The organism is Paenibacillus auburnensis (genome assembly GCF_927798115.1).
Classification (GTDB): Bacteria; Bacillota; Bacilli; order Paenibacillales; family Paenibacillaceae; genus Paenibacillus_AQ; species Paenibacillus_AQ auburnensis.
On the sequence record NZ_CAKMMG010000001.1, the window covers coordinates 849,984 to 869,836 of the forward strand.

At 48.8% G+C, this 19,853-nt stretch carries 17 protein-coding genes; 11 read left to right on the forward strand and 6 right to left on the reverse strand.

Features of this window, described 5'->3' with window-relative positions; translation table 11 throughout:
• Positions 1-5 precede the first annotated feature (5 nt).
• Positions 6-1,400 (reverse strand): MFS transporter, encoded by a 1,395-nt coding sequence (locus L6H70_RS03850; protein ID WP_236333108.1) that lies wholly within the window; start codon positions 1,398-1,400, stop codon positions 6-8.
• Between the two features lie 117 nt (positions 1,401-1,517).
• Between L6H70_RS03850 and L6H70_RS03855 the strand changes: the two genes are divergently transcribed.
• The 7 genes from L6H70_RS03855 (at position 1,518) to L6H70_RS03885 (ending at position 9,281) form a co-directional block, all read left to right on the forward strand.
• Positions 1,518-2,405, forward strand: coding sequence for a LysR family transcriptional regulator (locus L6H70_RS03855; protein WP_236329937.1), 888 nt, complete (start codon positions 1,518-1,520; stop codon positions 2,403-2,405).
• A gap of 12 nt (positions 2,406-2,417) precedes the next feature.
• Positions 2,418-2,972, forward strand: a complete 555-nt coding sequence (locus L6H70_RS03860) for a GNAT family N-acetyltransferase (RefSeq protein WP_423802767.1) — start codon at positions 2,418-2,420, stop codon at positions 2,970-2,972.
• 111 nt (positions 2,973-3,083) lie between these two features.
• A complete protein-coding gene (locus L6H70_RS03865; RefSeq protein ID WP_236329939.1) occupies positions 3,084-4,112 on the forward strand; it encodes an AraC family transcriptional regulator in 1,029 nt (342 codons plus the stop codon).
• Positions 4,113-4,224: 112 nt separating this feature from the next.
• Positions 4,225-5,019: an SDR family NAD(P)-dependent oxidoreductase gene (locus L6H70_RS03870; RefSeq protein ID WP_236329941.1), complete on the forward strand. Its 795-nt coding sequence runs from the start codon at positions 4,225-4,227 to the stop codon at positions 5,017-5,019.
• Between the two features lie 173 nt (positions 5,020-5,192).
• Positions 5,193-7,448, forward strand: coding sequence for an ATP-binding cassette domain-containing protein (locus L6H70_RS03875; RefSeq protein WP_236329944.1), 2,256 nt, complete (start codon positions 5,193-5,195; stop codon positions 7,446-7,448).
• A gap of 126 nt (positions 7,449-7,574) precedes the next feature.
• Positions 7,575-9,017: a cardiolipin synthase gene (gene cls, locus L6H70_RS03880; RefSeq protein WP_236329946.1), complete on the forward strand. Its 1,443-nt coding sequence runs from the start codon at positions 7,575-7,577 to the stop codon at positions 9,015-9,017.
• A gap of 93 nt (positions 9,018-9,110) precedes the next feature.
• Complete coding sequence (locus tag L6H70_RS03885) at positions 9,111-9,281, forward strand: hypothetical protein (protein ID WP_236329948.1); 171 nt, start codon at positions 9,111-9,113, stop codon at positions 9,279-9,281.
• Positions 9,282-9,341: 60 nt separating this feature from the next.
• On the opposite strand, the gene nrdF is transcribed toward L6H70_RS03885, so the two are convergent.
• Genes nrdF through nrdI form a run of 3 tightly spaced genes read right to left on the reverse strand, consistent with a single transcriptional unit; the run spans position 9,342 to position 12,772 of the window.
• Positions 9,342-10,301, reverse strand: a complete 960-nt coding sequence (gene nrdF / locus L6H70_RS03890; protein WP_236329950.1) for a class 1b ribonucleoside-diphosphate reductase subunit beta — start codon at positions 10,299-10,301, stop codon at positions 9,342-9,344.
• Between the two features lie 40 nt (positions 10,302-10,341).
• Positions 10,342-12,426, reverse strand: a complete 2,085-nt coding sequence (gene nrdE, locus L6H70_RS03895; protein WP_236329952.1) for a class 1b ribonucleoside-diphosphate reductase subunit alpha — start codon at positions 12,424-12,426, stop codon at positions 10,342-10,344.
• A complete protein-coding gene (gene nrdI / locus L6H70_RS03900) occupies positions 12,413-12,772 on the reverse strand; it encodes a class Ib ribonucleoside-diphosphate reductase assembly flavoprotein NrdI (RefSeq protein WP_236329954.1) in 360 nt (119 codons plus the stop codon). The genes nrdE and nrdI overlap by 14 nt, the downstream gene beginning before the upstream one ends.
• A 323-nt stretch (positions 12,773-13,095) precedes the next feature.
• Between nrdI and L6H70_RS03905 the strand changes: the two genes are divergently transcribed.
• Positions 13,096-13,587, forward strand: a complete 492-nt coding sequence (locus L6H70_RS03905; RefSeq protein ID WP_370656191.1) for a pyridoxamine 5'-phosphate oxidase family protein — start codon at positions 13,096-13,098, stop codon at positions 13,585-13,587.
• A gap of 109 nt (positions 13,588-13,696) precedes the next feature.
• Here L6H70_RS03905 and L6H70_RS03910 read toward each other — a convergent pair whose 3' ends face one another.
• Positions 13,697-14,860: an epoxide hydrolase family protein gene (locus tag L6H70_RS03910; RefSeq protein WP_236329956.1), complete on the reverse strand. Its 1,164-nt coding sequence runs from the start codon at positions 14,858-14,860 to the stop codon at positions 13,697-13,699.
• Between the two features lie 137 nt (positions 14,861-14,997).
• Complete coding sequence (locus tag L6H70_RS03915) at positions 14,998-15,885, reverse strand: LysR family transcriptional regulator (RefSeq protein ID WP_236329958.1); 888 nt, start codon at positions 15,883-15,885, stop codon at positions 14,998-15,000.
• A 99-nt stretch (positions 15,886-15,984) separates the two neighbouring features.
• On the opposite strand from L6H70_RS03915, the gene zwf reads away from it, so the two are divergent.
• The 3 genes from zwf to gndA are packed head-to-tail and all read left to right on the forward strand — an operon-like array spanning position 15,985 to position 19,676.
• On the forward strand, positions 15,985-17,514 hold the full coding sequence (zwf, locus tag L6H70_RS03920) for a glucose-6-phosphate dehydrogenase (RefSeq protein ID WP_236329961.1): 1,530 nt from the start codon (positions 15,985-15,987) through the stop codon (positions 17,512-17,514).
• 39 nt (positions 17,515-17,553) lie between these two features.
• Complete coding sequence (gene fsa, locus L6H70_RS03925) at positions 17,554-18,222, forward strand: fructose-6-phosphate aldolase (protein WP_236329962.1); 669 nt, start codon at positions 17,554-17,556, stop codon at positions 18,220-18,222.
• Positions 18,223-18,257: 35 nt separating this feature from the next.
• Positions 18,258-19,676 carry an NADP-dependent phosphogluconate dehydrogenase gene (gene gndA, locus L6H70_RS03930; RefSeq protein ID WP_236329964.1) on the forward strand — a complete coding sequence of 473 codons (1,419 nt, stop codon included), beginning with the start codon at positions 18,258-18,260 and terminating at the stop codon, positions 19,674-19,676.
• The last annotated feature ends 177 nt before the right edge of the window (positions 19,677-19,853 follow it).

The following is a 19,853-nucleotide window of genomic DNA, read 5'->3' on the forward strand; positions in this document are numbered from 1 at the left end:
TATTTTTAGGGAAGCTGTGAATTCTGCAATTTCTCTGACTCCTGGCGGCGCCAGCTCATGAACACCAAAGACAATGCGATAACCGTGAGGATCATACCAAGCACCTGCAACCCTCCGCTGCTGAACTTATCTCCCATAACAATGCTTATCAGCAATGAGGAGAGTATCGTTCCCAGGTACCTGGATGTATTAAAGACTCCGGAGGCTACACCAATGATCTCTTTAGGAGAGCTTTTGAACAAGGCAGCCTGTAAGCCAACACCGTTCAGACCGTTGCTGATGCCGAATGCAGCCAGTGCAATACATACGCTGCTAACCGGTGAATTTCCGTCCAATGTCACGAGCCACACAGAGCCGAAGGTCATAAGTATTGCGGATACCATTAAAGCAGGCACTGGACCAGATTTATCAATCCATCGTCCAGCAAACGGAGCAGTCACAAGGGAGCATAAGCCTAAGCTCAGCATGAGAATTCCCGTATGGAACTCACTGACCCCCCGCACCATTTGCAAATAGGATGGCAGACCGAAAAAGAGGGCATAAAACAGCACATTAACAAGCAGGTACTCCACATTAACCCGCATCATTTCAGGATATTTGGCGAAGGTACGTAACGGAATGAAGGGTGACGCCGCTTTTAGCTCATGTCTGACAAAAGCCGTTAGAAATGCTAGACCAACCACCCCTAAAATAACTTGTAAGAATGTAATTTCTCCAGTTGATTTAGCTGATAATAATCCAATGAGCAAGGATACAAGGCCTACGGTAAAAAGCAGAATCCCCGGTAGATCAATCCATACAAACCACTTATGAACGGACATATCCTTAGCGGTGGTTACTGGCGGTTTGTCCTTTGGTATTGTTCTCCAGGCAAGCACGAAGCTAGCCACCACAAACGGAATATTTACGAAAAAGATAGCCTTCCAATCCCACCAATGAATTAAAGTCCCGCCAATAAAGGGGCCAATTGCGGCTGCTCCTGACAGAAATATCGACATCACGGACAGCGCGGTTGCCTGTTTCTCCGTGATATGAATCCTGATGATAGCCATTCCAACAGCAACCATCATACTTGTTCCGACGGATTGTACAATACGGAATACAATGAGCCAGACGAAGCTTGGTGATAGCGGAGCCAGTAGTGAGGCTGCGAATGCTACAACAAGACCGGCAAGAAAGATTGTTCTGCGTCCAAAAATATCACTGGCCTTTCCCATCACCGGCTGTGCAACAGCACTGGCAATGTAAAATGAAAAAATAACCCAGGACACGTTAGTATAGTTAAGCTTGTATACATCCTGAAGTCTGGCAATTGCAACGGAAATCATTGAAGAATTTAACGGATTTAAGAGTACTCCTAATCCCACGGAAATCAATAACCACCTGCTGCGGGCATTCATCATTGTTGCCCTCCCTCTAAATTGTGTTAAAGTAAGCGTACTTGAATTCCTTTATTTATTCCAACGCATTTCATGGTATGATTTCATAGACTCAAAGGAATGAATGGAGGATACGTAATGGAACTTCTTCAGCTGCAATATTTTCTTACGGTTGCCCGGTTAGAGCATATGACCGAAGCTGCACGCAGTCTGCATGTTACTCAATCTTCGCTCAGCAAAACGATCGGGCGTCTGGAAGAGGATCTGGGAGTGCCTTTATTTGACCGGAACGGCAGGAGTCTGCGGTTAAATGAATTCGGCATCAGCTTCCTCCGCCGCGCAGAAAGAGCTTTGTTTGAACTCGAGCAGGGGAAGCAGGAGCTCAGAGATCTGTCCAGCCCGGAACAGAGCACACTCGAATTAGCGGTGACTGCGGCAAGTACATTGCCAAATATCCTGAGAGCTTTCCGTAAAAAGCAGCCTAACATCCACTTTCATGTGCAGATGCTAACTACGCAGGAAATGGTCGACCGGTTACTTAGAGGAGAAGTGGACTTCTGTTTGTCCTCACCGTCTATAGAAGACGAAGACATTGAGAGCATCATTGTGTTCAACGATCCGATTCTTGTTGCTGTACCAATAGGACATCGTCTGGCAGACCGGACTAGCGTGACCTTGGCAGAATTAAAAGATGAATGGTTTGTTGGTGTAAAGAGAGGGTACGGTACCCGTGATCTGACGGACGCTGTATGCAAGTCATCAGGTTTTATCCTAAACTATGTGTATGAAGGGGATGAACCCTCGAGATTAGTCTCACTGGTGGAAGCGGAGGTTGGTATTGCCTTCATTCCCGGTACAGCAAGGGATTCACGGGCATCTCTCAGATATCTGGAAATAGAGGATCCGGGAATGGTGCGGGAGATCGCATTATTGTGGCATAAAAGCCGGTATATTTCCCGGGCTGCCCACGATTTCCACGAGGTCGTTTTGGACTATTTTACGGGATTATCCGAACCTATAAAATGAACAGATGCGGAGATGATGATATTGATAGAACAGCGAGTATATGTCCGGTTCCCGGAGGAAAAGGATGCCAGAGAATTGACAGCTCTGTACAAGCGTAACCGGGAGTTTTTTGAACAATTCTCGCCAAGCGTCCAGGAGGAATTTTATACGGAGCAGCACCAGCTGCAGGCGATAATAAAGGGCAGGGCGGATAGGGAAGACGACCGGAGATATGATTTTGTGATTTGCCTTAAAGAGAATGACCGGATTATTGGTAATGTCGGGCTGTCCTTTGTAGTGCGGAGTTCGCTCCAGAGCTGCATGATCGGTTATAGCCTGGATCAGGATTATAACGGGAAGGGCTATATGACGGAAGCCGTGAAACAGGTCGTGCGTTATGCTTTCGAGGAGCTGAAATTCCACCGGATTAGCGGAGAAGCATCGCCCCAGAATCCCGGTTCTATCCGTGTGCTTGAGAACGCGGGGTTCCACAAAGAAGGCATTGCCCGAAGCAATGTGAAGATCAACGGAGTCTGGAAGGATCATCAGGTTCTTGCTATTATTAATCCCTCGGATACAGAATTATAATTTTCAGTTGGCCATTTTAAAAGCGCGTATCATGAAGCTTCCAATCGTAACAATAGACACTTTTACTGCTGCCATTCTACACGGCATTAGATTAAAGAGAGGAAGATCAAGATGGCATTCCATCATCCATCTGAACGTATAAAGATCCCGCCAGGATTCTGGGCAGGATTAAGCTCCATTGGGCTATCGTTGCACGAAGTCGCTTCGCAAGCAGGATTGCCGCTAACTGCAATTAAGGATTCAAACGGGGTTACCACCGCCCAATATTTTGCAATCTGGCTGGCATATTCCGTTCTCGTCGGAGACATCTCACAGAGTATTATCAGGTTATCCAGCGCGTTTGAAACAGCACAGTACCCGCCTTCAGTCTTGGCGACATACCACGCCCGCAACTATCGCGATGCGTTATACCGGATGGCCCGGTATAAACAAATGTGTCCGCCTGAGAACTTACATATCAATGAAGATAAAGATAGCTGTACGATTGATCTGAACTGGCAGTCAGGTGTGCAGACCGGTCCGCCGGTACTAGCCGGGATCACCCTGGCTACTCTGCTGGAGCTCGGCCGGCGGGGCACCGGACAACATGTGAATGCCAAACTCGTTGAATTCACGTATCCTATGGAAGACGTACGGGCGCTGGAGACGTATTTTGGCGCCCGGATTCAGACCGGGGCGAAACATAACCGGTTGACACTCCACCGGATAAATCTTGACCTCCCGTTCATCTCCTATAACGAAGAGCTGCTGCAGATATTGACACCCGTGCTGGATCATACCTTGGATGAACGGTTAAGCATCCACTCTTTGACCGGGACTGTCAAATGGATCATGAAACGCAGCTTCACAGCAGGGCGCCAGGATATTCAGGCTGTCGCCAGTGAACTCGGGATGAGCGACCGAACCCTGCAGCGCAGACTTACTGAAGAAGGGACCAGCTTCAAGCAGCTGTTGACTGAGGCAAGGCATGAGCAGGCACTGGAATATCTGGCCGACCCTTCGCTTGATATTAAAGAAGTAGCCTTCCTTATCGGATATGAGGATCAGAACTCATTCTACCGTGCCTTCCGTTTGTGGGAAGGAGATACTCCAGCCCGTTGGCGTTCCGAACATCTAAGTCCTGCTGTGACGACGGTCTAGTAAATTGGCGTGTCCAACAAGTAAAATGGCGGGACAGGCTAGTTACCAGAAGTGCCGGACAAGGTATCATAATCTCTATCCAGTGCAGTAAGAACACAAGGAGAGATGAACGATGGATATGGGATTAACGAATACAACGGCTCTAGTAACGGGATCGACAAAAGGGATTGGGAAAGCAATCGCTATGGAGCTCGCCCGGGAAGGTGTACATGTGCTGATCAATGGCCGAAGTGAGGAAGAAGCCGAACGCGTTGTAGAGGAAATCCGACAGCAATTTCCGTCCACCAATCCCCGGAATGCAACCGCTGATATTACAGATGCTCAGCAGAGGGAAGCCTTATTTGCGAAGTTCAACAACATTGATATTCTAGTCAACAATACAGGCATCTACGAAATGATGCAGTATGAGGACGTTGATGATGAAGTGTGGGAGCGATACTTCCGGACGAATGTACTGGCAGCGAACAGTTTGGCTAGATTCTATCTCCCCAGGATGCTTAAGAACGGTTACGGACGCATTATCTTCATCGCAAGTGAAGAAGCAGTGATGCCATCCGGGCAAATGCCGCAGTATTGTATGACCAAATCGATGCTGCTGTCCTTGTCCAAAAGCTTATCCAAACTAACTATCGGGACCGAAGTTACCATAAACACGATCATGCCTGGGCCAACGTTGTCTGAAAATGTGCAGCAGATCATCGAAGGCATCTACGCCAATGATGAGAGGTCTTTTGCTGAGAAAGAGCGAACCTTCATGAGTACCAATCTTCCCCAATCCGAAATCCAGCGTTTCATCAGGCCTTACGAGATTGGCAGATTGGCTGCGTTCGTATGCAGTCCATTTGCTTCAGCCTTCAAAGGTTCTCCGATCCGCATGGACGGGGGAATGGTGCCAACGATTTTCTAAGATAACACTACGCATAAAAGACGCAATAACTTACTCCTATGGAGTAGTTCTTGCGTCTTTTCCTATTATCTAAAATTTGTAAAGATATATCGACTGGTTCTGTATTGACACAATCCTAAGAGATTGCCTATGATTGAATACTAATATCAATATGAACCGGAAGGATGTCAGGCATGAGCGAAATGAATCAGGAGTATATCGTAATCTCAGGAGCAAGAGAAAATAATCTCAAAAATGTGTCCCTGCGTATTCCCAAACGGAAGATCACGATCTTCACCGGTGTATCCGGCTCCGGCAAGTCATCGATCGTCTTCGATACGATTGCTGCAGAATCCACGCGATTGTTGAATGAGAACTTCAGCATGTTTGTGCGCACCTTCCTGCCGAAATATCCGCAGCCCGATACAGACTCTATTGAGAACCTGAGCATGGCCGTTATTGTAGACCAGAAGCGGCTGGGCGGCGGATCCCATTCCACGATGGGTACGATTACGGATATATCTCCTATTCTGCGACTGCTTTTCTCCAGGGCGGGTCAGCCCTATGTCGGACAAGCGAATATGTTCTCATTCAATGATCCTGCGGGGATGTGTCCCGAGTGTGGCGGTATCGGCCGTAGGCTGGCTGTGGATATGAGCAAGGCGCTGGATATGTCGAAGTCTTTGAATGAAGGAGCCATCCAACTTCCCGACTATTCGGTGAACGGCTGGGATTGGAATATGATCGTGCAGTCCGGAGACTTCGATCTGGATAAGAAGCTGAGCGATTATTCGGAAGAGGAACTGGAGCAACTGCTGTACGCCAAGGCAAGGAAAGTGCAGATGGATTTCGCCGGTAAAGCAACGAATATTACAGTAGAAGGTGTAATTGAGAAATTCACTAACAAATACATCAAGCAGGATGTGAAACTGAAGTCTGAGCGTACCCAAAAAGCTGTTGCGCCGTATATCACCGAGGGACCCTGCTCCAGCTGCCATGGGGCTAGACTCAGCCAAGCTGCACTCAGATGCAGAATCAACGGGCACAACATTGCGGACCTGTCCTCTATGGAGGTAGGACAGCTCATCCGTGTCATCCGTGAGATTGATGATCCTGCCGCTGCGCCGGTCGTCAAATCGCTGGCGGAGCGGCTCCAGCATCTGGTCGATATCGGTCTTGACTATTTGACGCTGGACCGTGAGACGGATACCTTGTCTGGCGGTGAATCTCAGCGCGTCAAGATGGTGAAGCACTTGAGCGGCAGTCTGGTGGATGTCACTTACATCTTCGATGAGCCAAGCGTTGGCCTGCACCCGCGTGATGTACACAGGTTAAATGAACTGCTGCGGAAGCTGCGCGACAAGGGGAATACAGTGATCGTCGTTGAGCATGATCCGGATGTAATCAAGCTTGCAGATCATATCGTCGACGTTGGTCCTCACGCCGGCAGCCGCGGAGGGAATATCGTATATGAGGGAAGCTTCCAAGGACTGCTGGAGGCAGGTACACTTACAGGCAGTTATATGAAACGACCGCTTCATTTGAAGCATGACTGCAGGCAGCCGTCCGGATATTTGCCCATCAAGGAGGCCTCACTACACAACCTGCAGAACATTAGTGTTGATATCCCAGCCGGAGTGCTGACAGTAGTTACGGGTGTCGCCGGTTCAGGCAAAAGCACACTGATTAACGATGTCTTCCTCAGCCAGCATCCAGATGCGATCGTCATCGACCAATCTTCTGTAGGCGTGTCAACACGATCGAATCCTGCAACATACACAGGCATTATGGACGATGTGCGCAAAGCGTTTGCGTCCGCGAATAAGGTGAGCCCGGGTTTGTTCAGCTTCAATTCCAAGGGGGCCTGCGAGAACTGCCAAGGGCTCGGAGTTGTCTATACAGATCTTGGTTTCCTTGATAGTATAAAGCTGCCATGTGAGGTATGCGGAGGTAACCGGTTTAAGGAAGAGGTGCTGGCATATCATCTGAATGGCAAGTCCATTGCCGATGTGCTGGAGATGAATGTGGAGCAGGCTCTGGATTTTTTCCAGTTAAAAGAGGTTGTCCGCAAGCTCCAGGCAATGAGTAATGTGGGGCTGAATTATATTACACTCGGCCAGCCGCTCAGTACACTCTCGGGTGGGGAATGCCAGCGAATTAAACTAGCGAGTGAGTTGTATAAGAAGGGCAGCATCTATGTGATGGATGAACCGACAACGGGCCTGCACATGTCAGATATCGGACATCTTCTCGAGATCATGAACCGCCTCGTGGATGCCGGCAATACCGTGATTGTCATTGAGCACAACCTAGATGTGATCAGCCAAGCTGACTGGATCATCGATATGGGACCGGATGGAGGGAGCCGGGGAGGCCAGGTGGTGTTTGAAGGCCCGCCTCAGCAGATCGTTCAAGCAGAGCTATCCATCACGGGAAAATACTTGAAGTAAGCGATCCGCTTCTATCTTCCACAACTCCCCAGGAAGCTGCTGCTTCGAGTAGGGGGATGTTTGGTTATTAAATAGTTACTGTACAAACTATACGCAGCAAATGCATCTGAAAGGGGCTGGCACGATTTGGAATGGGGGAGCCTCTTCACACTTAGTCTATCTCTTGTAACCATACTCAATATTATTTTGGCTGCAGTTGTTGTCTTCATTGAGCGTAGAGATATCGGGTCCACATGGGCCTGGCTGATGGTCTTGTTTTTTATCCCTGTGGTCGGATTTCTGTTTTACATTTTCTTCGGCAGACAGCTTAAGCAGAGAAATTTCTACAACCTAACCGCTGAAGAGCGGATGTACCTTCAATCGGCTATCGATGAACAGATGATGAATGTAGATTATCAGGGGGGACTTACAGCCAAGTATGCCGATCTGCTCAAAATGAACCTGCTTTCCTCCAACGCAATTATCTCCTCCGACAACGAAATTGAGATATTTAATGACGGGCGGGAGAAATTTAATTCGCTGTTCGAGGATATCCGCAATGCAACCCAAGAAATCAACGTGCAGTATTATATCATTCAGCCCGATGAATTAGGGACAAGGCTAAGGGATGAGCTGACACTGAAGGCGAAGGAAGGCGTCCAGGTACGCGTTCTTTATGATGAAATCGGCTCCAAGCGGATATCACGTTCCTTCTTCAAGGAGTTAATCGAATATGGAGGAACGGTAGAAGTATTCTTCCCGTCACTGTTCCGGCTGATTAATTTCCGGATTAATAACCGCAACCACAGAAAGCTGTGCATTATTGACGGAGAGATTGCCTATATCGGCGGATTTAATGTCGGGGATGAGTACCTCGGTCTCGACAAGAAAATGGGCTATTGGCGGGACACTCATTTCCGGATCAAGGGAGGAGCTGTCGATCAGATTCAAGGCCGGTTTTTCCTGGACTGGAACAAGGCTGCGAATCGCAGTGAAAAGCACCCGGAGCAGTTACCCTTCCGTACGGAAAGGCATACTGGTGAAAGTGTGGTCCAGATCATCTCCAGCGGCCCGAATTCCCAGACAGAGCATCTGAAGAATATGTATCTGAAATTAATCGCTTCCGCCAAAAAGAGCATCTACATTCAAACGCCTTATTTTGTCCCGGATGCCAGCTTTATGGATGCCTGCAAAATCGCGCTGTTATCCGGAGTTGATGTACGAATTATGATACCCAATAAGCCGGACCATATGTTTGTCTATTCGGCAACCCTGGCGCATGCCGGTGAACTGCTGCCCTATGGCGTCAAAATCCTGCAATACGAAAAAGGATTCATGCATGCGAAGACGATTGTAGTGGATCAGGAAATCGCATCTGTCGGTACAGCGAATATTGATACCCGCAGCTTCCGGCTAAACTTTGAGGTGAATGCACTGGTCTGTGACGAAGTCATTGCCAGTCAGCTGCATGACTTATTCTTAGAAGATAGTACTGAGTGCTCGGAGTTAACACTCGAGAGATACGAGGTACGGCCGAAGCTGGCCAAATTCAAAGAAGCTGTAGCAAGGTTGTTGTCACCTATTTTGTAAAAAACTACGATCACTACTCCGAATTGCATAAAACCCCTTGCTTATCGGTATCCTATAGAGGCAAATTATGCCTTGAAGGAGTGATCCTTACCTATGGATAAACAGTCAAAACAAACAACGGATCCCAAAGCTATGCCAGCTAAAAAAGTGAATCCTGCGATCTCCTCCGGTAAAAATGAACCCGAGTTTGCGGATGAGCTTACCCGCAGTGATATTGAGTCCGCATTTAAAAATCCGATTACCGGTGAGGAACGAATGTATTAAAAGTCAAAACAGCTGCAGCCCAGGACGTCTAAACAAGTCCTGGACAGCAGCTGTTTGTTTTTAAAACTGGAAATCTTCATCCTTCAGTGGCTCCACATTCAGTGCACGGATATATCCGTTGCCTTTCTTCGAGAAAAAGTCATGCTGCTTCGTGTGGGTACTGATGCCGTTCTGGACAATCGGATTGATCTCTTCCTCATCGAACAGCGGATCATGGCCGAGATTCATCATGGCTTTGTTGGCATTGTAGCGCAGGAAGGTCTTAACCTCGTCCACCAGTCCGATCGGAGCATACACCTGTTCCGTATAACGTTCTTCATTCTCATGCAGCAGACGGAGCAGGCCTACAAGTGTCTGATGCAGGTCACGCTGCTCCTCTTCCTCAAGTCCGTCAAAAATCTCCTGCGCCAGTACACCGACGTACACCCCATGAATGCTCTCATCGCGCAGAATCAGATCGATAATCTCACCGCTGCAGGTCATTTTGCCCTGGCCGGCCAGATACAGCGGGTAGAAGAATCCACTGTAGAACAAGTAGCTCTCCAGCAACACGGAGGCTGCCATAGCGAGGTACAAGTCTTTAGGGGAGTCAATGTTTTTATAATACTGAGAGATAGTCTCCGCCTTGAACTGCAGATGCGGATTCTCTTCCACCCAGCGGAATACCCCGTCAATTTCTTCCGTAGAAGCGAGGGTGGTAAAAATACTGCTGTACGACTTGGCGTGAATCTGTTCCATCATGCCCATGAAGCCCAGCACAGCCTTGCGCTGCAGGCCATCGACATGCTCCATAATCTGCGGCATGCCGACTCCGCCCTGAATCGTATCGAGCAGCGTCAGGCCGCCCAGCACCTTCATATAGGAGTCCTTTTCATGCTCACTGAGCGTGAGCCAGGACATTTTATCATCGGATAGGGGGATTTCATCATCTGTCCAGAATTGCATAATGTTCTGGTTCCAGAACATCAAAGAGAAATCGTCGTCAGGACGGTTCCAGTTAACGGCTTGGATAGCGCTCATAATCTTGCAATCTCCTTTTCTGCGGCCAGAGCCTTCCTAGTTAGATCGAGCAGGTGAGGCATTCCTCAACGGATAGCTTCTTGGTCCGGGTGTAATACAGCGACTTCAGGCCTTTATGTGCAGCGTACAGGTATGAGCGGGCCAGCTCCCGTGTAGATACATCGCTGTTAACATGCAGAACCGTCGAGATGCCCTGATCGATGTGAGGCTGAATCTCTGCGATCAGGTCAATCACCTTGAACTGGTCCATCTGGTAAGCCGATTTATAGAAGAATACATTATCCGGCCGCAGGTAGGGCATCGGATAGTACGTAGTTGAATTGGCATAAGTCCGTGTTTCGATCTGCTCCACAATCGGCATCACGCTTGAAGTGGCATTCTGAATGTAGGAAATGCTCGCTGTCGGTGCAATCGCTAACCGGTAAGCATGGTAGAGGCCGTTTGCCTTTACCTTATCCCGCAGTTGTTCCCAATCAGCAGGCGAAGGGATATACATATCCCCGAACAACTCCTGCACTCTAGGTGTAACCGGACGGTAATCCGTGGTCAGATAACGTTCGAAATAAACGCCTGTAGCATAGTCGGATGCTTCAAAGCCATGGAACGAACGGCCAGTTGCGGCAGCAATTTCCATGCTCTTTTCAAGAGAGTGGAAGTTCATGGTCATGAAGAAGGTCCGGGCAAAATCACGGGCCTGTTCGCTTTCATAGGCGATATTGTTCTTGGCTAGATAACCGTGAAGATTCATGACGCCAAGGCCGACAGAGTGCATTTCCTTGTTTGCTTTGGCTACGCCCGGGGCGTTGGAGACACTGGTCATATCGCTGACGGCGGTGAGGGCGATCATGCCTTCATGCACAGATTCACGGATTTTGCCATGCTCCATAACGTTAACAATATTAAGGGAAGCCAGATTACAGCTTACATCACGGCGGATGGTATCCTCCTGTCCGTAATCGTTAATCTCCGAGGTTTCCTGCAGCTGGAAGATTTCCGTACAGAGGTTGGACATCTTGATCTGGCCGACATTTTTAAGGGCATGCGCTTCATTGGCGTTGCTCTTGTTCATAATATACGGATAGCCGGATTCCAGCTGGATCATTGCGATTTTGGTCAGCATATCCCGTGCATTCATTGCCTTTTTCTTTTTCACACGCGGATCAGCCAGTAGCTTATCGTACATGTCATCCAGATCCATATCATCCAGGTGTGTTCCATAAGCCTTGTACACCGTGTATGGGGCAAAGACATGCAGCGGTTCATTATCCTTAGCCAGCTGGTAGAAGCGGTTCGGTATGATCAGGCCGATGGAGAGGGTTTTAAGTCTTGTTTTCTCGTCGGCGTTAATTTTCTTGCTGTCGAGGAATTCCAGGACATCCCAGCCAAAAATATTGTAGTAGGCTGCTCCGGAGCCTTTACGCTGACCCATCTGATCGGCATATGAGAAGCCGTCCTCCATCAGCTTGAGCACCGGCATAATACCCTTAGCCGCGTCCTCGACACCCTTGATCGTCTCCCCGCGCGAGCGGAGCTTGGACAGGTTAACGGCTACACCGCCGCCGATTTTGGACAGCTGCATGCAGGTATTCAGTACATAGTTAATGGAATTAAGTGAATCATCCATCTCGATCAGGAAGCAGGAGACGAGCTCGCCGCGCCGGCTTTTACCGGCATTCAGGAAGGTGGGCGTTGCCGGCTGCAGACGCTGTTCCATCATCGAGCGGGCGAGTGTACCGGCGGTCTCAGCGTTGCCGCGTCCCAGGTGAAGTGCGACTGCCGCCACACGGTCCGGATAATGCTCCAGATATTGCTTGCGGTCATTGCTTTTTACAGCATAGTCCGTATAGAACTTCGAGGCTGCCATGTAAGAGGGGAAGGTGAAGTTGTAGCTGTGGGTAATCCCGTAGACTTCCTCAATATCAGCCAAGCTGTACTGCGCGTAAAAATTCTCGTAGAAATCCTGTTCAATCATATAATCAACCTTGGCTTTGGTATCTGCAAACACCAGGCTCCGCCGCTCAACGTCCCGCATGAATTCGGCTACCGCCTCAAGGTCTTTAGTCAATTGAAAGAAGCCGCTCTCGTCCCGCTTCATCAACATGTTGTTCAGTTCAATATGCCGCAACCCGGCTCACCTCCTGTTTAATCCGCTCCACATCGCCAAATGTGCCGGACAATTCAAATTTCCCAATGACTGGCACATTGTACCGGTCTGCAATCAAATCCGCGCTATGGGCGAACAGCTCGCCCCAGTTCTTATTGCCGCTGGCAGCGATGCCTTTCAGATTGCTGTAATTGTTTCTCAAAAAAGCAGACACCTTCTCTGGAATCTGTCCAAAGCCGGTGGTGTATGTAATTAGTACATAAGGCTCGTCTATAGTCATATGCTCCTCGATCTGCACAGCCGGCAGCTTAAGCTTGCTGATGAACCGTTTGACGTTTCCCGTTTTTGAATCGTATGCGACCAGCATAGTGTCAGTCCTCCTGTAAATATTGCTGCAAATTTTAATAGGATAGAAACCTGGAACCATTGCTAGATGTACTGAAAATGATTATCACACTATATTTAGTGTGCGTTTCTTATTTTAATCACTATATGTTGGAAAGTCAATATAAGTGCTGCAGGATTTTCCCTTTTGAAATTGTCTGATGAAGGTGTGGGTAGAGCTGACTACTATGAATAAAGAGGATTAGATGCACGCCAAACAGAGATCGGATTTTGTAACTTTGGTTAATAATAGGTAGACGATTGGATAACCTATTCCCATAACTCAGAAGAAATGAGGCGGTAAGCATGTCAACGATGAACAATAATCATCAGGAAGCGGTTGAGACGGTAAGAGAACTTATTAAAGGAATCGATACGGCTATGTTCACTACGATTTCGCCAGAAGGTCTGGTATCCCGTCCAATGAAGACTCAGGAGGTTGAATTCGACGGAGACTTATGGTTCCTGACGAAAAAAGATACCAGCAAGTTCGGAGAAGTTCTTCATGATCCGAGAGTGAATGTCGTATACGCCGGTAAATCCTATGTATCCATCCGCGGAACAGCCAGAATCGTGCAGGATCTGGAGAAGAAAAAAGAATTCTGGAATGCGGGCTATGATGCTTTTTTGAAGACCAGCTATGATGATCCGAATGTAATTCTGATCCAGGTACACGCCGAAGCGGCTGAATACTGGAAGAGTGGAAACCTGGCAGAAAAGGCCTCTTACCTGTTCAAACGGTTAACGAATCAGGATACGGAAGAGTCCAATCTGAACCAGACCATCGAATTAAAGTAGGCGTACACACCCGTATCAGGAAGCAATCTGATGCTTGATTCTTAACTATATCCACACACAAAGATGCCCCCCGCACTGCGGCAGAGGGCATCTTTTGGTTGAGAATCTGTTATTCCTTTTCCATTCGGGTCCTAAAGGGTCTGTAGAATGCACGAATGTCCTCAGCCATGAGCTCAGGTTCTTCCATGGCGGTAAAATGCCCGCCCCGGGGCAATGAGGTCCAGCGGGTGATATTCAGGTTGCGCATAGCCCAAACTTTGGGTGGTGTTAAGACATCGGCCGGTAAAATGGCAATACCTGTCGGTACCTCAATGCGGCCGAGTGGAGGCAAAGAATGCGTATTCTCATAATATATATGGGCTGTAGACCCAAACGTATTGGTAACCCAATAAATCATGATATTAGTGAGCAGTTCATCTTCGCTGAAGCTGTTCCGGAGGTCCCCCTTACAGTCGCTCCACGCATGGAATTTTTCAATAATCCAGCCGGCGAGTCCTACAGGTGAGTCGGAAAGTCCGTACGCAAGGGTCTGAGGTTTGGTCGATTGAAGGGTCATATAGCCGCCCTCCCGGGATATCCATTCCTGGGCACTTCGTTTATAGTGCAATTCTTCCTCGGAAAGCTCTGCCTGATCATTTGGATTCATAAGGCTTTTAATAATACCGATATCGGTGAGATGGATGCCAAATAGAAGCTCCGGATGGTTCGATGCCAAGTATCGGGTAACTCCTGAACCGATATCGCCTCCTGCAGCAGCGAATTTTCTGTACCCGAGCTCCTCGGTCATTAGTTTAGCCCATACCTCAGAAACACGGGAATTGTTGATTCCGCGATAGTCCGGGCAGCTGGAGAAGCCAAATCCGGGTAATGAGGGGACTATTACATCGAAAGCGTCCTCAGGATCACCGCCGTAACGGGCTGGATCTGTAAGCAGAGGGATTATCTTCTGGTACCGCAAATAACTGTCTGGCCATCCGTGCGTTAGGATAATCGGCATTGGGCTTGGTCCTTTTCCGCGCTCATGAATGAAATGCACATCTACCCCATCGACATTACTGCGAAACTGTGAAAAGCGGTTGAGCTTGGCTTCTTGTTCCCGCCAGTCATATTGCTCCTGCCAATAGGTAACGAGCGATTGCAGATAGCTTAGATCAGTACCATGTTCCCATCCGGTTGATCCCAGCGGCTCCGGCCAGCGGACATGATTCAGCCTATACTTCAGATCATCAAGCACTTCATCAGGTACCCGGATTTGAAAACTTTCAACAGTCATCATGGATCCTCCTTAACCCTATCCTTTTTGGGAGCTGTCAAAGCTGATTAGGCAGCTCCATACTTAACAGCCAATTTAGATCAGCGCTAAAGGCGCGACCCTTTTTATTATAGGAAATATTATGCATTTCGCCAAGATCATGCTCTACGGGTAAGCTCGATGAACTTGCTGGCTGCGGTCGTCAGCGGCATATACCGCATGGTCATCATCCCCACCTGGGCAGGAGGAAGCTGTACATCCAGCTTGATCTCAAAGAGCGAGCCCTCTTCCAGCTCCTTGGATACGAATTCCCGGGTCACGAAGGAGATGCCGAGGCCTTTGCGGGCAAATTCGATCAGCAGGCCCACACTGCCGACCTCGAATTCGGGCTTCAGCTCATATCCGTAGCCTTGAAATAAATCCGTAATGGCCATACGCGCCCGGCTGCTCCGCGAGAACAGGATAATAGGATACTGAAGCAGCTCTTCGATAGAGAGCACCTTCTGATTCAGCTCGGCATAACGGCTGCCTGCGATGAAGCAGTCCTGCAGCTGGAGCCCTTGCCGTACTTCAAGCTGCGGATCGGTGATCGGCATACGCACCACTCCTAAATCTACGAGACCTTCTTTTAAATAAGAGATCACTTCCGGTGTCGTACCATGGATCAGATGAAGACGGATACCGGGGTACTGCTGGTGAAAGATCTCAATAAACGGCAGCAGATAATGCTTGAACAGGGAATCACTGCCGCCAATCCGCAGCTCCCCGTTGTCGAGGTTTTTGAGCTCGGCCATTTTCTTCTCGGCCTGTGTGATAAGAATATGCGATTGTTCTATATAAGAGTAGAGAATGGCCCCCTCCGGTGTCAGTGCAACGCCCTTGGAATTCCGGATGAAGAGGGACAGGCCTAAGCTGTCCTCCAGCTGCTTAATCGCATGACTGACACTCGGCTGGGTGATATACAGCGATTTGGCGGCTTGAGTCAGGCTTCCGGTCTTGGCAGCCCAGTAAAAAACCTTGTATAATTCGAAATTTATCATAGACATAGTCTATAGCTCCTGTGAAATATATTAATTACTTGTATAGTTCGTATTTGTATTATAGTGTAACCAGGAAAGATAAACCAGAGCAGAAGGAGAATGGAGATGGAGGCAACTACGTTTGTTTTGTTTGGAGCGACAGGAGATTTGGCCCGGAGAAAAATCTACCCTGCGCTATATAATCTTTTTCTCGATCACAAGCTTAACCATTCATTCTCTGTGATTGGTCTTGGCCGAAGAGAAGTAGCTGATGAAGCCTTTCAGGCGATGGTGGAACGGTCGATCCGGGACTTTTCCCGGCGGGAAGTGAAAGATTCTGCGTCCGTGCGCAGCTTCCTGAAGTCCTTCCGATATAATGTGCTGGATGTTGGGCATACAGAGGATTATAAGAAGCTCCTTCAGCGGGTTGAGCAGCAGGAGAAACGTGCGGGGGGTTCCCCGAACCGGATGTTCTATCTGTCTGTTGGCCCAGAGTTTTTTGAGACAATAGCCTTCAATATTAAACAAAGCGGTCTGGGTAACGCCAAGGGCTGGAAGCGCCTGGTGATTGAGAAGCCCTTCGGACATGATCTGCTGTCTGCACAGGAACTGAATCAGAAGTTGAGCGAGGCTTTTACTGAAGAAGAAATTTACCGGATCGACCATTACCTCGGCAAACCGATGGTTCAGGAGCTCGATGTGTTCCAGCAGAGTAATCCGGTGCTTCATGCCCTCTGGAATAACCGTTACATCTCCAATGTGCAGATTACCGCAGCCGAAACCGTGGGTGTGGAAGAAAGGGCAGGCTATTACGATCATGTAGGTGCACTCAGGGATATGTTCCAGAATCATATGCTGCAGCTGCTGATGATGCTCGCCATCCGTTTGCCAAAGGACAGTTCCCCGGACGAGGTACGCTTCAAGAAGAAAGAGGTAATGGAAGCACTGGAGTCACTGGATGAGGGGGATGTCCAGTTTAACGTGGTCCGCGGGCAATATACTGCTGGCACGATCCAGGGTAAGCCGGTCCAGGGCTATCTCTCTGAGCCGGGAATTCCGGCAGGATCAACGAACGATACCTTTATTGCGGCCAGACTACAGATTGACGATCCATTCTGGAAAGATGTGCCGTTCTATATCCGGACCGGAAAGCGCATGAAGGAGAAATCGACGCGGATTGTGATCGAGTTCAAAGAGCCTCTCAAGCAGAGCTCATCGGCCGGAGAGAATGATATCCCGAATCTGCTGGTGTTTGAGATCAGCCCGAACGAGGGGCTAACCCTCCAATTGAAAGCAAGAGATCCACAGCATAAAGGGAAGTTCAAGGCCATGCATATTGATTTCCATACCAGCTCTATTGAGGTTCCTGAGGCATATGAGAACCTTATACATGATGCATTACATGGTGATCCGTCATTTTTTGCCCATTGGAACGAGGTTGAGCTATCCTGGAAATGGGTGCAGCCGATCCTAAATGCTTTTGATAAGAATACAGTTCCACTTCACACCTATGCTGCGGGTTCATTCGGACCTGCCGAATCAGATCAGCTGCTGGCCAAGAAGGGACATCACTGGTGGCTCGATACTGCCGAAGCTGCAAACGGTGTTGAAGAAGAAGAAAACGATGTTTCTTTACCCGATGCTTCAAATTTTTAATACTAAGTTTAGTTCAACTAAAAAATGGAGGTTATCACAATGAAATTTTTCATCGACACAGCAAATGTAGAAGACATCAAAAAAGCATACCAGATCGGCGTTCTGTCCGGCGTCACAACGAATCCGTCTCTCGTGGCCAAAGAAGGCGTCAAGTTTGAAGACCGCATTGCAGAAATTCTTCAAATTGTACCTGAGGTGGAGTCCGTATCCGCTGAGGTTACTCCGGATGCCATTACCGCGGAAGAAATGATCGCACAGGCGAATGAACTGATCAAGATCAATAACTATGACAAAAACATTACCATCAAGCTCCCGATGACGCTCGCAGGTCTGGAAGCCTGCCGGTATCTGACTCAAAGAGGCGTGAAAACGAACGTAACGCTGATCTTCACCGTCAACCAGGCGCTGCTCGCGGCCCGTGCCGGAGCCACTTATGTATCACCGTTCCTCGGCCGTCTGGATGATATTTCAGAGGATGGGGTTCAGCTCATTGTAAAAGTTGCCGAACTGTTCCGCATTCATAACCTGGACGCGCAGATTATCGCCGCTTCGGTCCGCCATCCTGACCATGTGACCCGAGTAGCGATGGCTGGTGCGCATATCGCCACTATTCCTTTCAGCGTGATCGAGCAAATCTCCAAGCACCCGCTGACCGATCAGGGGCTAGAGAAGTTCGCTGCCGACTGGAAGAAAGCTCCACAGGTCTAATTGTCCTGCACAAATCATAGGGAGGTCTATTGACGATGGGTAAACAACAAATTGGTGTGGTCGGCTTAGCCGTCATGGGTAAGAATCTGGCCTTGAATATGGAGAGCAAGGGGTTCTCGGTAGCTCTGTACAACCGCTCCCGTGAGAAAACAGATGAGCTGCTTGCTGAAGCAGCGGGCAAAAACTTCGTCGGCGCATACAGTATTGAGGAGTTTGTCCAGTCGCTCGAGCTGCCGCGCAAAATCATGATCATGGTTAAGGCCGGCAAACCGACAGATGATACAATTCAACAGCTGGTGCCGCATTTATCACCTGGGGATATTCTGATTGACGGCGGGAACGCCTTTTTCCCGGATACCCAGAGACGGAACAAAGAGCTGCAGGCGCAAGGCTTCCGTTTTATCGGAGCAGGTGTGTCGGGCGGTGAAGAAGGCGCGCTGAAGGGGCCGGCGATTATGCCGGGCGGGCAGAAGGATGCCTACGAGCTGGTTGAACCTATCCTGACTGCCATTTCTGCCAAAGTGGACGGCGATCCTTGCTCGACTTATATCGGTGAAGACGGTGCCGGGCACTATGTGAAAATGGTGCATAACGGTATCGAATACGGCGATATGCAGCTCATTGGTGAAGCTTACCAGCTGCTGAAGGATGTACTGGGCTTGAATACAGATGAGCTGCATGAGATTTTCTCAGAATGGAACAATGGAGAGTTAAGCAGCTATCTCATCGAGATTACTGCCGACATCTTCGCCAAAGCAGATCCGGAAACCGGCAAACCAATGGTCGATGTGATCCTGGATTCTGCAGGTCAAAAGGGAACCGGCAAGTGGACTAGTCAGAATGCGCTTGATCTCGGCGTTCCGTTATCAATCATTACCGAATCCGTCTTTGCACGGTTTATCTCGGCCATGAAGGAAGAGCGCGTCGCTGCAAGCAAGCGCTTGAAGGGGCCTGAGGTTAAGGGCTACGACGGCGACGCCAAGGAATTCATCGAGGCAGTCCGCAAAGCACTGTATGCCAGCAAAATTGCCTCTTACGCCCAGGGCTTTGCCCAGATGAGAGTGGCTTCGGACGAGTATAACTGGAACCTGAACTATGGCAGCATCGCAATGATCTTCCGCGGAGGCTGCATTATCCGTGCCGGCTTCCTTCAGAATATCAAGGACGCTTATGACCGTGACCCTGAGCTCAAAAACCTGTTCCTGGACGAGTATTTCAGCAGCGTCGTTCATAACTACCAGGAAGCGTGGAGAGATGTAGTGGCGATCGCAGTTAAACGGGGCATTCCGGTTCCGGCCTTTGCTTCTGGATTGGCTTACTATGACAGCTACCGTTCCGAACGTCTTCCGGCCAACCTGCTGCAGGCGCAAAGAGACTACTTTGGAGCTCATACCTTTGAACGGGTGGACCAACCGGGAAGCTTCCATTTTGGTTGGATGAGCAACAACGACTAATTTAGTAACAATCGAATATATATTTATCTGCCAAATCGCACATTAATGCGGTTTGGCTTTTTATATTCCCATGGAATAAAATTAAATTTTACATAATTTATTTTTTATACGATAATGTAACAACCGAAATAAACTTAGACCGCTTGTCCTGAAAAATTAATAAGATAACGGGGGGAT

What these genes read in the sequence shown, in the direction of transcription:
- L6H70_RS03850 (WP_236333108.1), bottom strand. Translation starts at nt 1,400, where the DNA reads ATGAATGCCCGCAGCAGGTGGTTATTGATTTCCGTGGGATTAGGAGTA.
- L6H70_RS03855 (WP_236329937.1), top strand. Translation starts at nt 1,518, where the DNA reads ATGGAACTTCTTCAGCTGCAATATTTTCTTACGGTTGCCCGGTTAGAG.
- L6H70_RS03860 (WP_423802767.1), top strand. Translation starts at nt 2,418, where the DNA reads ATGATGATATTGATAGAACAGCGAGTATATGTCCGGTTCCCGGAGGAA.
- L6H70_RS03865 (WP_236329939.1), top strand. Translation starts at nt 3,084, where the DNA reads ATGGCATTCCATCATCCATCTGAACGTATAAAGATCCCGCCAGGATTC.
- L6H70_RS03870 (WP_236329941.1), top strand. Translation starts at nt 4,225, where the DNA reads ATGGATATGGGATTAACGAATACAACGGCTCTAGTAACGGGATCGACA.
- L6H70_RS03875 (WP_236329944.1), top strand. Translation starts at nt 5,193, where the DNA reads ATGAGCGAAATGAATCAGGAGTATATCGTAATCTCAGGAGCAAGAGAA.
- L6H70_RS03885 (WP_236329948.1), top strand. Translation starts at nt 9,111, where the DNA reads ATGGATAAACAGTCAAAACAAACAACGGATCCCAAAGCTATGCCAGCT.
- nrdF (WP_236329950.1), bottom strand. Translation starts at nt 10,301, where the DNA reads ATGAGCGCTATCCAAGCCGTTAACTGGAACCGTCCTGACGACGATTTC.
- nrdI (WP_236329954.1), bottom strand. Translation starts at nt 12,772, where the DNA reads ATGCTGGTCGCATACGATTCAAAAACGGGAAACGTCAAACGGTTCATC.
- L6H70_RS03905 (WP_370656191.1), top strand. Translation starts at nt 13,096, where the DNA reads ATGTCAACGATGAACAATAATCATCAGGAAGCGGTTGAGACGGTAAGA.
- L6H70_RS03910 (WP_236329956.1), bottom strand. Translation starts at nt 14,860, where the DNA reads ATGACTGTTGAAAGTTTTCAAATCCGGGTACCTGATGAAGTGCTTGAT.
- L6H70_RS03915 (WP_236329958.1), bottom strand. Translation starts at nt 15,885, where the DNA reads ATGTCTATGATAAATTTCGAATTATACAAGGTTTTTTACTGGGCTGCC.
- zwf (WP_236329961.1), top strand. Translation starts at nt 15,985, where the DNA reads ATGGAGGCAACTACGTTTGTTTTGTTTGGAGCGACAGGAGATTTGGCC.
- fsa (WP_236329962.1), top strand. Translation starts at nt 17,554, where the DNA reads ATGAAATTTTTCATCGACACAGCAAATGTAGAAGACATCAAAAAAGCA.
- gndA (WP_236329964.1), top strand. Translation starts at nt 18,258, where the DNA reads ATGGGTAAACAACAAATTGGTGTGGTCGGCTTAGCCGTCATGGGTAAG.